This is a genomic window from Paraburkholderia heleia NBRC 101817, from assembly GCF_000739775.1.
Lineage (GTDB): Bacteria > Pseudomonadota > Gammaproteobacteria > Burkholderiales > Burkholderiaceae > Paraburkholderia > Paraburkholderia heleia.
Genome location: NZ_BBJH01000022.1, coordinates 85,831 through 100,799, shown reverse-complemented (window position 1 = coordinate 100,799; position 14,969 = coordinate 85,831). Strand labels below are relative to the sequence as shown.

General features: G+C 66.7%; 13 protein-coding genes. 7 read left to right on the top strand and 6 right to left on the bottom strand.

Annotation, left to right across the window (positions count from 1 at the left end; genetic code table 11):
- Position 1: 1 nt before the first annotated feature.
- Positions 2–1,012 (bottom strand): AraC family transcriptional regulator, encoded by a 1,011-nt coding sequence (locus BHE01S_RS18905; protein ID WP_042266737.1) that lies wholly within the window; start codon positions 1,010–1,012, stop codon positions 2–4.
- A 227-nt stretch (positions 1,013–1,239) separates the two neighbouring features.
- Here BHE01S_RS18905 and BHE01S_RS18900 point away from each other — a divergent pair, with 227 nt between their 5' ends.
- From BHE01S_RS18900 to BHE01S_RS18875, 6 genes are all read left to right on the top strand, one after another.
- Positions 1,240–2,373 (top strand): acyl-CoA dehydrogenase family protein, encoded by a 1,134-nt coding sequence (locus BHE01S_RS18900; RefSeq protein ID WP_042266597.1) that lies wholly within the window; start codon positions 1,240–1,242, stop codon positions 2,371–2,373.
- Positions 2,374–2,437: 64 nt separating this feature from the next.
- Positions 2,438–4,162: an AMP-binding protein gene (locus BHE01S_RS18895; protein ID WP_042266596.1), complete on the top strand. Its 1,725-nt coding sequence runs from the start codon at positions 2,438–2,440 to the stop codon at positions 4,160–4,162.
- Positions 4,163–4,181: 19 nt separating this feature from the next.
- On the top strand, positions 4,182–4,967 hold the full coding sequence (locus tag BHE01S_RS18890; protein ID WP_042266595.1) for an enoyl-CoA hydratase: 786 nt from the start codon (positions 4,182–4,184) through the stop codon (positions 4,965–4,967).
- 3 nt (positions 4,968–4,970) lie between these two features.
- The gene (locus BHE01S_RS18885) at positions 4,971–6,119 is read left to right on the top strand and encodes an enoyl-CoA hydratase/isomerase family protein (protein WP_042266593.1); all 1,149 of its coding nucleotides are present in this window, start codon (positions 4,971–4,973) and stop codon (positions 6,117–6,119) included.
- Positions 6,120–6,727: 608 nt separating this feature from the next.
- Positions 6,728–7,039 (top strand): BON domain-containing protein, encoded by a 312-nt coding sequence (locus BHE01S_RS18880; RefSeq protein WP_042266590.1) that lies wholly within the window; start codon positions 6,728–6,730, stop codon positions 7,037–7,039.
- A gap of 341 nt (positions 7,040–7,380) precedes the next feature.
- The gene (locus BHE01S_RS18875; RefSeq protein ID WP_245639784.1) at positions 7,381–8,565 is read left to right on the top strand and encodes an endo-1,4-beta-xylanase; all 1,185 of its coding nucleotides are present in this window, start codon (positions 7,381–7,383) and stop codon (positions 8,563–8,565) included.
- A 24-nt stretch (positions 8,566–8,589) separates the two neighbouring features.
- On the opposite strand, the gene ppnP is transcribed toward BHE01S_RS18875, so the two are convergent.
- The 3 genes from ppnP to BHE01S_RS18860 all read right to left on the bottom strand — a co-directional run bounded on the left by ppnP (position 8,590) and on the right by BHE01S_RS18860 (position 10,917).
- Positions 8,590–8,910 (bottom strand): pyrimidine/purine nucleoside phosphorylase, encoded by a 321-nt coding sequence (gene ppnP, locus BHE01S_RS18870; protein WP_042266587.1) that lies wholly within the window; start codon positions 8,908–8,910, stop codon positions 8,590–8,592.
- Positions 8,911–9,038: 128 nt separating this feature from the next.
- The gene (locus tag BHE01S_RS18865) at positions 9,039–9,839 is read right to left on the bottom strand and encodes a family 1 encapsulin nanocompartment shell protein (protein ID WP_042266583.1); all 801 of its coding nucleotides are present in this window, start codon (positions 9,837–9,839) and stop codon (positions 9,039–9,041) included.
- Positions 9,832–10,917 (bottom strand): Dyp-type peroxidase, encoded by a 1,086-nt coding sequence (locus BHE01S_RS18860; RefSeq protein WP_042266581.1) that lies wholly within the window; start codon positions 10,915–10,917, stop codon positions 9,832–9,834. Before BHE01S_RS18860 ends, BHE01S_RS18865 begins: the two co-directional genes overlap by 8 nt.
- Positions 10,918–11,065: 148 nt before the next feature.
- On the opposite strand from BHE01S_RS18860, the gene BHE01S_RS18855 reads away from it, so the two are divergent.
- Positions 11,066–11,338, top strand: a complete 273-nt coding sequence (locus BHE01S_RS18855) for a hypothetical protein (RefSeq protein WP_042266579.1) — start codon at positions 11,066–11,068, stop codon at positions 11,336–11,338.
- 16 nt (positions 11,339–11,354) lie between these two features.
- Here BHE01S_RS18855 and BHE01S_RS18850 read toward each other — a convergent pair whose 3' ends face one another.
- Both BHE01S_RS18850 and BHE01S_RS18845 read right to left on the bottom strand, forming a co-directional pair.
- A complete protein-coding gene (locus BHE01S_RS18850; RefSeq protein ID WP_042266577.1) occupies positions 11,355–13,457 on the bottom strand; it encodes a VTT domain-containing protein in 2,103 nt (700 codons plus the stop codon).
- Positions 13,458–13,729: 272 nt separating this feature from the next.
- Positions 13,730–14,944, bottom strand: coding sequence for a CaiB/BaiF CoA transferase family protein (locus BHE01S_RS18845; RefSeq protein WP_042266575.1), 1,215 nt, complete (start codon positions 14,942–14,944; stop codon positions 13,730–13,732).
- Positions 14,945–14,969: the final 25 nt, after the last annotated feature.

The following is a 14,969-nucleotide window of genomic DNA, read 5'->3' as shown; positions in this document are numbered from 1 at the left end:
GCTACCCGCGAGGCTGCGAAGAGGCGTTGCGGACGTTTGCCGTGCGGTAGTCGGTCGGGCGCTGCCCGGTCCATTTGCGGAACGCCCGATGAAACGCACTCGGCTCCGCAAACCCGACCGCGGCGGCGACATCGGCGACAGAGCGGCCCGGTTCCTGCAGCGCCGCGATCGCGAGGTCGCGGCGCAATTCGTCCTTGATCGACTGGCAACTGTGGCCTTCCTGGCTCAGCCGGCGGCGCAGCGTAGCGGGCGCCATGTTCAGGCGTTGCGCGATGGCGTCGGCATCGGGCCACGCGGTGACGGGCAGGGCGCGCAGCGCGCGTCGCACGCGCGCTGCGTACGAGCCCGGATTGCGGTACTTCACGACGAAGTTGCCGGGTGCGTTGCGCAGAAACGTTCGCGCCGAGCTGGCGGTCTGGATCACGGGCAGTTCGAGAAAGCCCGGTGCGAATTCAAACCACGTGGCCGGCTGATCGAACGCCATTTCGTCGCAGAGCATGAGCTGGTATTCGTGCGCCGCGACCGGCTGCGGGCAGCGAAAGCGCGCCGCGAGAAGCGGAATGCGCCGCCCCACGAGCCAGCACACGAGTCCGTAGACGAGGATGAACCAGGTAGCGTACGCGAACATGGTGGGTGCAGGTTTGCCGGCGCGATGCGAGAGCGTGACGCGCACGCGCGTGGCGCCGATGTCGATCTCGCCCGACAGATCGTCGAGTACGAGCCGCATGAAGTGCACGGCGCGCTGCAGCGCCTGGCGGCCCGTGCTGGCGCCGAGCGCCGCGTGCGTCATGGCGACGAAGCTGCCGCTTTTCATCGCGTGCGAATCCTGGCCGAAGAATTCGTCGTCGAGCGCGCGCGCGATGCCCGACCACAACTGGCCGTATTGCGCCGCGCTCACGCGGGCCTCGGGCGCGAGCAGCACGGCCGGCGCGATGCCGGCGGCCTCCGTGAGCGGCGCGGTTGCGAGGCCGCCTGCGCGCGCCAGCGCCAGCGTCTCGTTCACGAGGCTCATCGAGATCGTGCCTTTTTCGCTCAGTGTCGGGTTTCTTGCCGGCCGCACAGAATCGCATCCCAAAGGGTTGTCACAACCGATATGGTAAATCCGATCAGCGACTTTGAGCGTGGCGGGCATCGAATACGGTCGCCTGCGTGCCTACACTTTTCACAAGCCTTGCAGCCGGGGCCGCATCGCGCCACAGTGTGGAAGGCAAGCGCAAGAGACACAGGAAGGGGACACACATGGACGAGTTCTACACCGACGACCAGCGCATGATCCGCGACGCCGCGCGCGACTTTGCGAGCGGGCAGCTTGCGCCGAATGCGGCGCAATGGGACCGCGACGGCAGGCTGCCCGACGAGGTCGTCAAGCAACTGGGCGAACTGGGTTTTCTCGGCATGATCGTGCCGCAGGAGCAGGGCGGCTCGTACACCGATTACGTGGCCTACGCGCTCGCCATGGAGGAGATCGCGGCCGGCTGCGCCTCGTGCGCGACGCTCGTGAGCGTGCACAATTCGGTGGGCTGCGGGCCGATCCTGCAGTTCGGCACCGACGCGCAAAAGGACCGCTGGCTCGGCAAGCTCGCGAGCGGCGAGCTGATCGGCGCGTTTTGCCTGACCGAGCCGCAGGCAGGCTCCGAGGCGAACAACCTGCGCACGCGCGCCGACCTGCGCGACGGCAAGTGGGTGCTCAACGGCAACAAGCAGTTCGTGACCAACGGCTCGCGCGCGAACATTGCCATCGTGTTCGCCGTGACCGATCCCGACGCCGGCAAGCGCGGCATTTCCGCGTTCATCGTGCCGACCGATACGCCGGGCTTCAACGTCGGGCCGCCCGAGAAAAAGATGGGCATTCGTGCTTCGGACACCTGCCCGATCTCGCTCGTGGACTGCGCGATTCCCGAGGCGAATCTGCTCGGCCAGCGCGGCGAAGGGTTGAAGATCGCGCTTGCGAATCTCGAAGGCGGACGCATTGGCATTGCCGCGCAGGCGCTGGGCATTGCGCGCGCGGCCTTCGATGCGGCGCGTGCCTATGCGCACGAACGCGTGCAGTTCGGCGAGCCGATCATCAAGCATCAGAGCGTGGCCAACCTGCTCGCGGACATGCATACGCGCATCAACGCCGCGCGTCATCTCGTGCATCACGCGGCGCGGCTGCGCTCGCTCGGCAAGCCGTGCCTTTCCGAGGCATCGCAGGCCAAGCTCTATGCTTCCGAAATGGCCGAGGAGGTGTGCTCCCACGCGATTCAGATTCATGGCGGCTACGGCTTCCTGAACGACTATCCGGTGGAGCGCCACTATCGCGACGCACGCATCACGCAGATCTATGAAGGCACGAGCGAAGTACAGAGGATGGTGATCGCACGGCAGCTTTGAAAAGCAGTGAGGATGACGTAGCAACAATAAGCGGGCGCATGAGCACGCCGACAAGGAGACGACGATGACCGGGTTCACCCCTTCCGCGCAGGCCTTCATCGACGCACGCGAGTTGCTGCTGCGTCACCGTACCGACTACGCACGCGCGTACGAAGCTTTCGCGTGGCCGAAGCTCGACCTGTTCAACTGGGCGCTCGACTACTTCGACGTGATGGCGCGCGGCAACGACAACCCGGCGCTCTGGATCGTCGACGACCTCGCGGACGGCGGCACGCGCTATTCGTTTGCGCAGATGTCGGAGCGCTCGTCGCGCATGGCGAATTTTCTGCGCGAGCAGGGCGTTGCGCGCGGCGACCGCTTGCTGTTGATGCTGCCCAATCGCGTCGAACTCTGGGACGTGATGCTGGCGGCGATGAAGCTGGGCGCCATCGTGTTGCCCGCCACGACGCAGCTTTCACCCGACGACGTGCGCGAGCGCGTGGAAACGGGCGGCGCGCGCTACGTCATCGTGGACGCCGCCGAACTCGGCAAATTCGCTGCGCTCGACCCGGACGTGAAGCGCATTGCGGCAGGCGCGGCGCCCGCTGCGTGTGAAGGCTGGATCGATCTTGCGCGCGCGTACGAAGCGAGCCCCGCGTTCGAACCCGACGGCCCGACGCGCGCCAGCGACCCGCTCCTGCTGTATTTCACCTCGGGCACGACTTCGAAGCCCAAGCTCGTCGAGCACACGCACGAGAGCTACCCAGTAGGCCACCTTTCGACGATGTACTGGATCGGCCTCATGCCCGGCGACGTTCACTGGAACATCAGTTCGCCGGGCTGGGCCAAGCACGCGTGGAGCTGCTTCTTCGCACCGTGGAACGCACAGGCCTGCGTGTTCGTCTACAACTACGCGCGCTTCGTGCCGAAAGACACGCTCGCCGCGCTCGTGCAATGCGGTGTGACCACGCTGTGCGCGCCACCCACGGTGTGGCGCATGCTCGTGCAGGAGCCGCTCGCAACGTATGCGGTGAAGCTGCGCGAGATCGTGGGCGCGGGCGAGCCGCTCAATCCCGAGATCATCGAGCGCGTGCGTCACGCGTGGGGCATTACCATCCGCGACGGCTACGGCCAGACCGAAACGACCTGCCAGATCGGCAATCCGCCGGGCCAGCCTGTGGTGGCGGGCTCGATGGGACGGCCGCTGCCGGGCTACCGCGTGGAGCTTGTCGATGCCGACGATCAGCCTGCGAGCGAGGGCGAAATCGCGCTGCCGGTTGGGCGAGATTCGGTGCACCGTCCGCTCGGCCTGATGACGGGCTATGCGAACAACGCGAAGGCGAGCGAGTACGCCATGCGCAACGGCTATTACCACACGTCCGATGTCGCCCTGCGTCGCGACGACGGCTATTACGTCTACGTGGGCCGCGCCGACGACGTGTTCAAGTCGTCCGACTACCGCCTGAGCCCGTTCGAACTGGAAAGCGTGCTGATCGAGCACGAGGCGATCGCCGAGGCGGCCGTCGTGCCGAGTCCGGACGAGCTGCGCCTCTCGGTGCCGAAGGCTTTCGTCATCGTGCGCCAGGGCTTCGAGGCGGGCCCCGAACTCGCACGCGAGGTGTTCCGTTTCTCGCGTGAAAAACTCGCGCCGTACAAGCGCATCCGCCGCCTGCAGTTCAGCGACCTGCCCAAGACCATCTCGGGCAAGATCCGCCGCGTGGAGCTACGCCGGCGCGAAATGGAGCGCAGCGCCGAGCCCCCGCGACAGCCTGACGAGTATTGGGAAGAGGATTTCCCCGAGCTGCGCTGATATTCACACGGAGTCCGAAATGATCGAGTTCGAATACGCGCACGAAGGCGCGGTGGCCCTGCTCACGCTTTCGCGGCCGCCTGCGAATGCCTTTACGGTCGACGGCCTGCATCAGCTCCAGCAGGTCGTCGAGGCGTTCGACCGTGAGCCGCAGGTGCGCGCGGTCGTCATCACCGGCAGCGGGCCGAAGTTTTTCAGCGCGGGCGCCGACCTCAATGCCTTCGCCGGCGGCGATCGCGAGGTCGCACGCACGGCGGCGAGCGCGTTCGGCGCAGCATTCGAGGCGCTGCAGCAGGCGCGGCCCGTGGTCATCGCGGCGATCAACGGCTATGCGATGGGCGGCGGCCTGGAGTGCGCGCTCGCATGCGATATCCGCATTGCCGAGGAGCATGCGCAACTCGCGCTGCCCGAGCCCGCCGTGGGACTGCTGCCCTCCGGCTGCGGCACGCAGACCTTGCCCTGGCTCGTGGGCGAAGGCTGGGCCAAACGCATCATCCTCACGGGCGAGCGCGTGGACGCGCAAACGGCGCTGCGCATCGGTCTCGTGGAGGAAGTCGTCGCAACCGGCGGCGCGCGCGAGGCCGCGCTCGCCATGGCCGCGCGCGTGGCGGGCCTGAGCCCGCAAGCGGTCACCTTCAGCAAGTCGTTGATCCATCAGGCGCGCAATGGCGTGCCGCGCGGCGCCGCGCTCGCCGTCGAGCGTGAGCGCTTCGTCGATCTGTTCGATTCGCCCAACCAGCGCGAAGGCGTCAACGCGTTCCTGGAAAAACGCAAGCCGCGCTGGCATATTGACACGGAGAATTAGGCAATGAATGCAACACCCGCTTGCACGCAGGCTGCAGCAGAAACCGAAAAAGATGTGCTGTTTCGCGTGGTCAATCGTGTGGCGATCGTCACGCTCAACCGGCCGGCTGCGCTCAATGCGCTTTCGCACGCCATGGTGCGCGAACTGGCCGTGCTGCTGGAACGCGTGCGCACGGACGACGACATCGTCGCGCTCGTGCTCGAAGGAGCGGGACCGAAAGGCTTTTGCGCGGGCGGGGACGTGCGCGCGATTTATCGGCTCGCACGCGAAAAAGCGCGCGAAGGCGCGAACGGCTGGCAGCAGTTCTTCGTCGATGAATACCGTCTTGATTACGCGCTGCACAGGTATTCCAAGCCGCTCGTCGCGCTGCTCGACGGCGTGACGATGGGCGGCGGCATGGGTCTCGGCCAGGCGGCCACGCTGCGCGTGGCGACTTCGCGCACGAAAATCGCCATGCCGGAAACGCGTATCGGGCTCTTGCCCGATGTAGGCGCGACGCACTTCCTCGCGAAGATGCCGGTGGAGACGGCGCTATACGTGGGCTTGACCGGCGCGATGCTCAGCGGCGCGGACGCGGTGCATTGCGGCCTTGCTGATGCGTGCGTGCCGGGCGAATGGCTCGATGGCTACGAGGCACGTCTGCTGGCCGCGCAATGGTCGGGCGATATGCAGGCTTCGTTGCGCGAAGTATTCGTCGCGCCGTGTCACGAGGCTAACGAGGGTGTGCTCGCTTCGCTCACGGCGCTCATCGTGCGGCACTTCGACCGCCGCCTGCGTGTCGAGCAGATCGTCGCCTCGCTGCACGCCGACCTCGAACGCGAACACCCGCAGGCCGAACGAGCGTGGCTCGAAGCCACGCTCGAAGCACTCACGCACTATTCGCCCACGATGCTCGAAGTCACGCGCGAAGCGCTGTTGCGCGGCCGCCAGATGACGCTCGCCGAATGCTTCCGCATGGAACTCGGCATCGTTGGCCGTGCGATCGGGGAGGGCGACTTCTGCGAAGGCGTGCGCGCGCATCTCGTCGACAAGGACCGCAAGCCGCGCTGGGCGCCCGCCACGCTCGTCGAAGTGCGGACCGGGCGCGTGCAGCAGTTTCTTGCGTCGCCGTGGCGCGCCGAGGCGCATCCGCTGGCGGACCTCGGCGAATAGCGCTGTAATCGGAGGACTCGCGTGCCGACGGCTCGCGCAGCGCGGCGAGCCCCAGTTCGCGTGCTCGGCGCTGAGCGCTGGTGCACCGTGAGAAGGATGCTGCGTGCGCGCCAACAGTCGCAGCGCGGCGATAGAACCCGCCACGGCGACCCGCAGCGCCCAAGCGGCGAACCCAACGCGACGGTCACGATCTGCCGCAGCAGCGGCGGACATTAACGACTATCATCAATGGATACGATGCCGGGCAACGAGCCGGGCTCGGCCGCGCAGCAGGCCGAGTGCGGGACTGTCAATGCATCCGTCTGGCTCTCGCGCTCCGTCACGAACGCGCCAACCAGCCCATCCCTCGGCTCCCGCTGTTCCCCCGCCACGCCGCGCACGCGACGTCCCGCTCGAACGCACTGCACCTGCACGCTTTTCTGCGGGCGAGGGCACAACCGCCCATCGCCCCGGCCGACAAAACCTCGACGCGCAATCGCGATCGCCGCGACGCGAGCAATGGAAAGAGGATTTTGTCCGATGCACTTCCGTGGCCTCGCATTGAGTCGGACCGGAAGGAGTTGCCGGCGGAGTTTTCCGGCACACCGTAGTACTTGTCAGGAGGTATCGTGAAAACAGCTCTTGTTTCTACGCTCGCGTTGCTAATCTCAGGCGCAATCGCGCCGGTGGCCCATGCCCAGGGTGATGCGCAAGCCACTGACCAGCAGCTTGCCCATGCCGTGCGCGTCGCGGAGGCGCGCAGCGGCGTCGGGATGTCACACGTATTTGTCTTTGCCCACTCAGGACAGATCACGCTGCTGGGATGGGTGCCAGAGCGGGAACATGTCGCGCGCGCCGAACAGAGTGCGATGTCGGTGCCCGGTGTCACCTCGGTGGACAACCGGCTCTCCCCAGATGGAGGCTCGTTGGGCGCACATTGAAATCAAACTGAATCGCCGCGCGCACGACGTTTGAAGCACGCCGCGCGCTGAAGGGCTTCGGTTCTCCCGTCCCGCCAGTTGGGATTGAGTGACCGGCGCTCCGTTTCGCGCAGTCGGTGGCGCGCCAGGCCGGTGCAACTCCATTTGAAAGCGCTGTCAAGGCGCGCTGAGTCAAATCGATCGACTCGACACTCATTCACCTTGCATCGCCTCGTTCACACCTCAGGTAAATCCCTCATAGCCGGTCCGAGGGGCGCTCCCTAACATCCGCGTTGTTACCGCTAACGTTATCGGTGGTTAGAATACATCCGGCCGGGCGTCACATCACCAGGAGACCAGCAATGCGTCCGTTGAGGACTTCGATGCGCATGTTCTGCGCAGCCGTGGCCGTTTGCACGCTCGCATGGACCGCGGGCTGCGCGAACAACCAGACGGTGGCCGCCCACGACGGGCCGCCGCTCGCCGCGGCGCCCGCTGAAGCGCTGCCGCCACTGCGCAGTGTGATGGCCGCGCACTTCAAGGTCGGCGCGGCGATCGAGCCCGATTCGATCGACAGTCCCGCCGACGCGGCGCTCATCGCCGCACAGTTCTCGAGCCTCACCGCGGAGAACAAGATGAAGCCGGGCACGATCGGCGTCGCGCAAGGCCAGTACAACTTCGAGCCCGCCGACCAGATCGTCGCGTTTGCTCAGGCGCACGGCATCGCGGTGCGCGGCCATACGCTCGTTTGGCACTTCAAGGCGGGCGACTGGACCGAAGCGCCGGCCTGGTTCTTCGCCGGCGATCCAAAAGACCCGCACTATCACGACGTCGTGGCGAAGCGGCTCGATCGATATGTAACCGACGTCGTCACACACTTCCGCGGCAAGGTCTATGCATGGGACGTGGTCAACGAAGTGATCAGCGACGACCCGCATCAGGTGTATCGGGAAGACAGTCCGTGGTATCGCGCGCTCGGCAAGGACTACATCGCGATCGCTTTCCGCGCGGCGCGCGCGGCAGACCCGCACGTGAAGCTCTATATCAACGAGTACAACACTGACGATCCAGGCAAGCGCGCGAAGCTGCTCGCGGTGATCCGCGATCTCCGCGCTCAGGGCGTGCCGATCGACGGCGTCGGGCATCAGATGCATATCAGCGTGAACTGGCCGCCGCTGCCGAACATCAGGCAGGCGTTCGACGACGTCGCCGCGCTCGGCCTCGAAAACCAGGTGACCGAGCTCGACGTGAGTCTCTATACCGATCCGGGCGAATGCTGGAGCCATCCGCACGCATGTCTGCCGGACCTCGGCCATCCTGTGCCGAACGACATCATGCGCGCGCAAGCCCGGCGATATCGTGCGGTGTTCGCTCTGTTCGAGCAGGAGCCGAGCATCAAGGCGGTAACGTTCTGGGGCTATTCGGACAAGCATACGTGGCTGACGTCGACGCCGGTGCCGCGCAACAACCTGCCGTTGCCCTTCGATGCGAACCTGAAGCCGAAAGCTGCGCTGTGGACGATCGTCGATTCGTCTTATCAGCCGTAACGTCAAGCTTCATCGATGCAACGCTTACAGATAGCTGCAAACGTAGTCGAGCGTCTCGACCACTTCGATGTCGAAACGGCTCTTGCCCGGCACCGGGAACGACTCGCCGGCGCTGTAGGTCTTCCACTCGTCCGTGCCTTCCAGGCGGATGCGGCACCGGCCTGCCTGCACTTCCATCAGCTCGGCGGCGTCGGTGCCGAAGTTCAGCGTGCCCGGCAGGATCACGCCGAGCGTCTTGCGCGAGCCGTCGGCGAACAGCACGGTGTGCGAGACGCACTTGCCGTCGAAGTAGACGTTGGCGCGTTTGATTACGGAAACCTGGTCGAATTGTGCTGCTGCCGTCATGACGGTCTTCCTCTGTCTTCGTGAATGGAACCGCGCGCCGGGACGACGCGTCGTCCCGGGCGAGGCCGCCATGATACCGGCAGTCGGGAGCGGCGGGCGCATGGCATCGCCATTCGACCTCTTGTCACTTACTCCGGCTTCACCGCCACCGAAGCCTCGGAAGTCAGCATCATGAACGTGAAGCTCTCCTGCAGATACAGCTTCACGCTCTTGTCGTCATGCGACGAATAGCCGATCGACACATCCTGCCCGAGGTGGAACGCGAAATCGCCGCCGCGCGTGCTCAGGATCGCGCCGCCCTCGATGGCCGGCGCCCAGATGATCTCGCCGTTCACCAGACGGCGAATGTGCTCGAGAATCGGATAACCCATGTCGCTCGCTTCGCTCACCGCCGTGTACGCATCGGAGCCGAGCAGCACCGCGTACGGACCGTCCACGCCTTGCAGGCGCAACTGCTCGAGCGCCTTGGCGATGACCGTGGGGTAGTCGGCGATATCGGCCGGCATCGGCAGGATCGGGTTCGACGAGCCTTCGCGGATGCCCGTGATCTGCGCGGCCGTGTAGCCGTCGAAAATCGCGCGGTCTTCCGCGAACGCGAGGCGCGTGGCCGCGTCCTTGGCTGGCTGCCAGTCGGAGTCTTCGGCGCCGCGCTCCACGTCGTCGATGGCGTCGCGCGAAAGTTCGAACGGCACGCGCAATTCCACGATCGCCTTCACTTCGCGCTGGCGCGCGCGGATGCCTTCGAGCGGCGCTTCGATGCCGTTCTGGTGGCCGGTGCCGACTGCCGCGAGCGCCGGGCCGCCGGGGCCCTCGACGTCCACGACGCGGCGGCCCGCGAGCGAGCGCTTGAAGGTGCGCGCCACTTCTTCTTCGATTTGCGACCACGCGGCCGTGGAAATGGGCGCCAGCTCGCGATGGAGGTTATTCATGCCGGGGTGCTCCTTTAAGGGATCCGATGGCGAGCGAGCCGTCCGCGCTCGGCGCGGCGGCAGGCCCGGTTTCTGTTTCTGATGCATTGCCTGTGCCCACCTCGATGGTGGGCGCGGCGCCCGGGTCGACTTCGGCGAGCGCTTCGAGCAGCGTTTGCGACGGCACGAAGAACAGGCCTCCCGTGACGGCGCGGCTGAAGTCGAGCAGACGGTCATAGTTGCCGGGCGGCAGGCCGACGAACATGTTTTCGAGCATCTGTTCGATCGGCTCGGGCGAACGCGCGTAGCCGATGAAGTAGGTGCCGAATTCGGCCGAGCCGGGCCGGCCGAACGGCATGTTGTCGCGCAGGATCTTGATCTCGTTGCCCGCATCGTCTTCGAGCGTGGTGAGCGAGCTGTGCGACCAGCTCGGCTTCACCGCTTCGTCCAGTTCGATGTCCTGCAGCTTGGTGCGGCCGATGATGTGCTCCTGGGCCTCCACCGAAAGCGCGTTCCAGCCTTTCATGTCGTGCAGGTACTTCTGTACGAGCACATAACTGCCGCCGCAGAATTCGGGATCTTCGTTTTCGCCGATCACCGTGAAATGGACGGCTTCGTTGCCCGTCGGGTTCTCGGTGCCGTCGACGAAGCCGATCATCGCGCGCATGTCGAAGTTGCGAAAGCCGTGCACTTCGTCCACGGTCGTGACCGCGCCTTCCAGGCGCGTCATGAGCTGGGTGGCCAGCTCGAAACAGAGATCGGTTTCGTCGGCGCGAATGTGCAGCAGGATGTCGCCGGGCGTGGCGATGGCCTTGCGCTCGCCCGTGCCGAATTCGCGGAACGGGTGCAGGCCGGCCGGGCGCGGCTCGCCGAACAGCTTGTCCCATGCGTCGGACGAAAAGCCGACCACACAGGACAGATTGCCGGCGGGTACGCGCTTGCCGACCGCGCGCACGAGGTTGGCGACATCGGCGCACCAGGCGCGCACGGTGGCGCGGCTCGCGGCGTCTTCGTTGACGGTCGCCACGATGAAGAAGGCGTTGCGCGTGACGGCGCTGGAGACGGACTGCGGTTCCTGCGTGAGAGAGGCCGGCGTCATGATGTGAGGTATCGCTTCTGGGTCCTGAGTCGGGTTTGGGTTCTGCTGCGCCCGCATAGTTTAGCCAAACTCGGGGGAAAAGGCCGTTTGCAGGCGAGAGGGGTGCCGTGCGACGATAGTCGATGTCATGGCGAGCGGGAGACACACCATGTGGGACCACACCGAGCATGAAGGCTTCGAGATCTGGGTGCTGCCGATTCCGGCGTTCGGGCCGCGTGCGCCCGAGCCGCTGTTCCACTACAGCGGCTACATCTGCCGCCACGGCGCGGACGCCCATGTCGAAGGGCGCAGCGTGCGCTTTCACGACATGATGCGCAACTACACGGGCCCCGACGCCGCGCTCGACGCCGCCTACGCGGACGCCCGCAAGCGCATCGACCGCTTCCATGCCACGGGAAGCTGGGGCGAGAGCCCGGCCTGAGCCGTCAATTGCCCTTTCAGCGCTCGTCCTGCACGATCAGCTTCACGGGCCGCCCTTCGCAGCTCAGCTCGCCCGGCAGCGCGAGCGTTCGCCAGCCCGCCGGCTGGCCGGGGGCGCTGAGGTCGGAAGCGTCGTCGGGGTAGGTCGTGACCACGTTGAAGGGCCACGACCCGCGCCGCAGCCGTTCATGGACGAGCGAGCCCACCCAGATCGGCGCGGGCTCCCCCTCGCTCGCGTGGCCGTCGCCATTGCTGTTTCCTTTGCCGTTTCCATTGCTGCTTCCGTGATGCCGCGGCGTGAGCGCGTAGCCCGAAGGCCAGAAGCGCAGCACGTCGCGGCGGCTGCCCGGCTCCCCCGCGTCGCCGGGCTTCCCGGCGAGGCGCGCGCGGGCGAACACGAGCGGCGAGGGCACGCCATTGTTCAGCTTCGGCAGCAGCGGCAGCGACATCACGTCCACGTTCGGTGCGACAAGCGATAGCACGCTCCTCACCGAGAGCTGCGGACCTTCGGCCCAGCCCGCGTCGCGCAGCGCCGCGCGCAGATCGTCGGCGCTCGCGGCCCACTGGATCGTCATCGGCTCGCGGCGCGCGCCTTTCATGTCGAAGCGATAGCACGCAAACGTCCTCCACAGCGAATCGCTCCACTGCATCTGCGAAAGGACGACAGGCGGCGGCGCAGCGGCGGTGGGCGGCGCGGGCGTGCGCCCGGCCGGTAACGTTTGCAGCAGAACGGCGCCGACCAGCACGATCAGCACGATGAGCGGCATGTATGCGCGTTGCGGCGGCCGCTTGGGGTAGCGCCAGAGCGAGGTGAGCACCACGATCGCCACCCAGATGGCGGCGAAGGCCGCGCCGCCGATGGCGTCCGAGAACAGGAAGCGGTCGAAGTAGAGCCCCGCGAACGCGACGGCCACGACGATCCCGTTGCCGAGCGCGGCAACGAGCGCGGCCTCCAGCATGCTCGCGCGGCGCACGAGCAGGAACATCACGAAGCCGTAGACGATCACCATCGACGACACGCGGTCGCTCGGGAACACGTAGGCCTCGACGGCCTGGCCGCCGCCCGGCGACGTATGGTGGATCGCGAAGCGCAGGATGACGATGAGCAACTGCGAAACGGCCGCCGCGATCATCCAGTAAGCAATCGTGCGCCAACGCCGCTCCAGCACCATCCATATGCCCGCCGTCGCGATGAGCGCCGCGAGCGTCCAGGCGCTGCCGAGCGTTTCGACGCGCGCGAGGGCAGCATCGGCCCATGTGGTGCGAATCGACTGCAGGAACTGGCGCACGGACTGGTCGATCTGCACGAGCGGCGCGCCGCGCAGCACGTTGCCGAGCACATAGGAAAATACGGCAGCGCATACCGGCACGAGGCCCGTGATCACGATGATCGGGCCGAGCGCGGGCTGCGCCGGGTCGAGCAGGCGGGCGATGCGCTTCGAGGCGCGCCCGGGATGCTGCGCCGCCCACTGGGCCGCGCTGCGCCGCGACGCGCCTGCCCAGTTGTCGATGTGCAGCAGCAGCATGCGCACGAAACGCCAGATGAGCCAGACCGCGAGCGCGACGATGCCGATGACGACCACCAGCCGGAACGACACCGCGCCGGCGAGCTGGAGCGAGGCGCCGAACACCACGCCCGGCACGATATGCGCGGGCGCCCACACGAGCGCGGAAATCACGTTCATCATGAAGAAGCGCATGGGCTTCATACCGGCCATGCCCGCGACGATCGGCACGACGGCGCGCAGCGGCGCGATGAAGCGCGCGAGGATCACGCTGCGCGTGCCGTGGCTCACGAAGTAAGCCTGCGCGCGCTCGAGTATGGCGGGATGGCGGCTGAACGGCCACATCTGGGCCAGCGAGCCGCGATAGCGATGGCCGATCCAGAAGCTCACGCCGTCGCCGGCCACGGCGCCCGCAATGGCGCAGACGAAGAGCCAGCCGAGGTTGATCGTGCCGGTGGCTGCGAACGCGCCGGCAATGAACATCGCCGTGCTGCCGGGAATGAACGTGCCGACGAACGCGAGCGATTCGAGGAAAGCGGCGACCACGACAAAGGCGAGCGTCCACGTGGCGTGCGCGGCGAGCAGGTGCAGCAGATGATCGTAGGCGTGCTCCATGAGCGGGGCGGGTTCGTTTGCTGGGGCTCGCGGGAAGTACGCGAGATTGCGCGGGTGCCGGTCCGCACCGGCCGTCGGCCGTCCGCGACTAGCCGCAAGCGGCGTGCGGGACCATCACGCGCAATATAACCGGGCGCGCGCAACTACGTGCAACGCGAGGCCGGGCGGGGCACGGAGAGGGGCGAAGGCGCAGCCGCTTCGCGCAAGGGGCGGCGGCCTCGCGATGGATTCGCCGGGTGCGGCAGCGAGCCCGGGTCCGACCGGGACCGGATTCAGATAACGCCTTTTTCCTTCAACGCGGCCACCTGTTCCGCCGAATAACCGAGCATCGACTGCAGGACCTCCCGCGTGCCTTCGCCCAGTTGCGGAGGCGCGCGTCGCACGGGCAGGCGTTCGCCGTCGAAGCGCCAGGGCGGCGCAAGCACCGGCGTCGTGCCGCTTTCGGTATGCGGATGCGGCTGCTGCGTGACGAGCCCGCCACGCGTGGCGCGCGGCGAAAGCAGCGCCTCGCGCAAGCCCGCCACTTCGCCGCACGGAATGCCCGCGCGCGCGAGCCGTTCGAGCAGCAGTTTGCGCGGACGGCGGCCCAGTTCGTGAGTGAGTTCGGGCACGAGCGTTTCGCGGTTCTGCGCGCGCAGGATGTTGGTCTTGTAGCGCGCGTCGTCGGCGAGGTCGGGGCGCTCGATCACTTCGCGGCAAAAGCGTTCGAACTGGGCGTTGTTGCCCACGGTGACGACGAGCGGACCATCGGCTGCATCGAACACGCCATACGGCACGATCGACGGGTGCGCATTGCCGTAACGCGGCGGGTCCTCGCCGAGCAGCAGCGCTTCGAGGCCGTAGTAAGCGGTAATCATGAGGCCGCAGTCGAACAGCGCCATCTCGACGTGGCGCCCGCGGCCCGTGCGCTCGCGCTCGTAGAGCGCGGCGAGCATCGCCTGCGCGCAATACATGCCCGTGAACAGATCCACGGCCGCCACCCCGAATTTGAGCGGCGGCTGGCGGGCTTCGCCGTTCATCGCCATGAGGCCCGTTTCGCCCTGCACGACGAGGTCGTAGCCGGGGCGTTGCGCTTCGGGCCCCGTGCGGTCGTAGCCCGAAATCGAGCAATAGATGAGACGCGGATTTTCGGCGCTCAACGGCTCATAGCCGAGCCCGAGCTTTTCCGCGCCGCCGAACTTGAAGTTCTGAACGACGATGTCGCTGGTTTTCGCCAGCTCGCGCACGATCTGCTGGCCTTCGGGCGTCTGCAGATCGAGCGTGACCGAACGCTTGTTGCGGTTCACGCTGTTGAAATACGCAGTCTCTGTCTTGCCGACTCGCACACCCCAGTCGCGCGTGTCGTCGCCGCGGTCGGGATGCTCGATCTTGATGACTTCCGCGCCGAGGTCGCCGAGCACCATCGCGCTCCACGGCCCGGCCAGCACGCGCGAAAGGTCGAGCACGCGCACGCCCGCCAGGGGCAAGCTGTCGTTGTCCGTCTGCATCAACGGGTACTCCTGATTCGTTGTT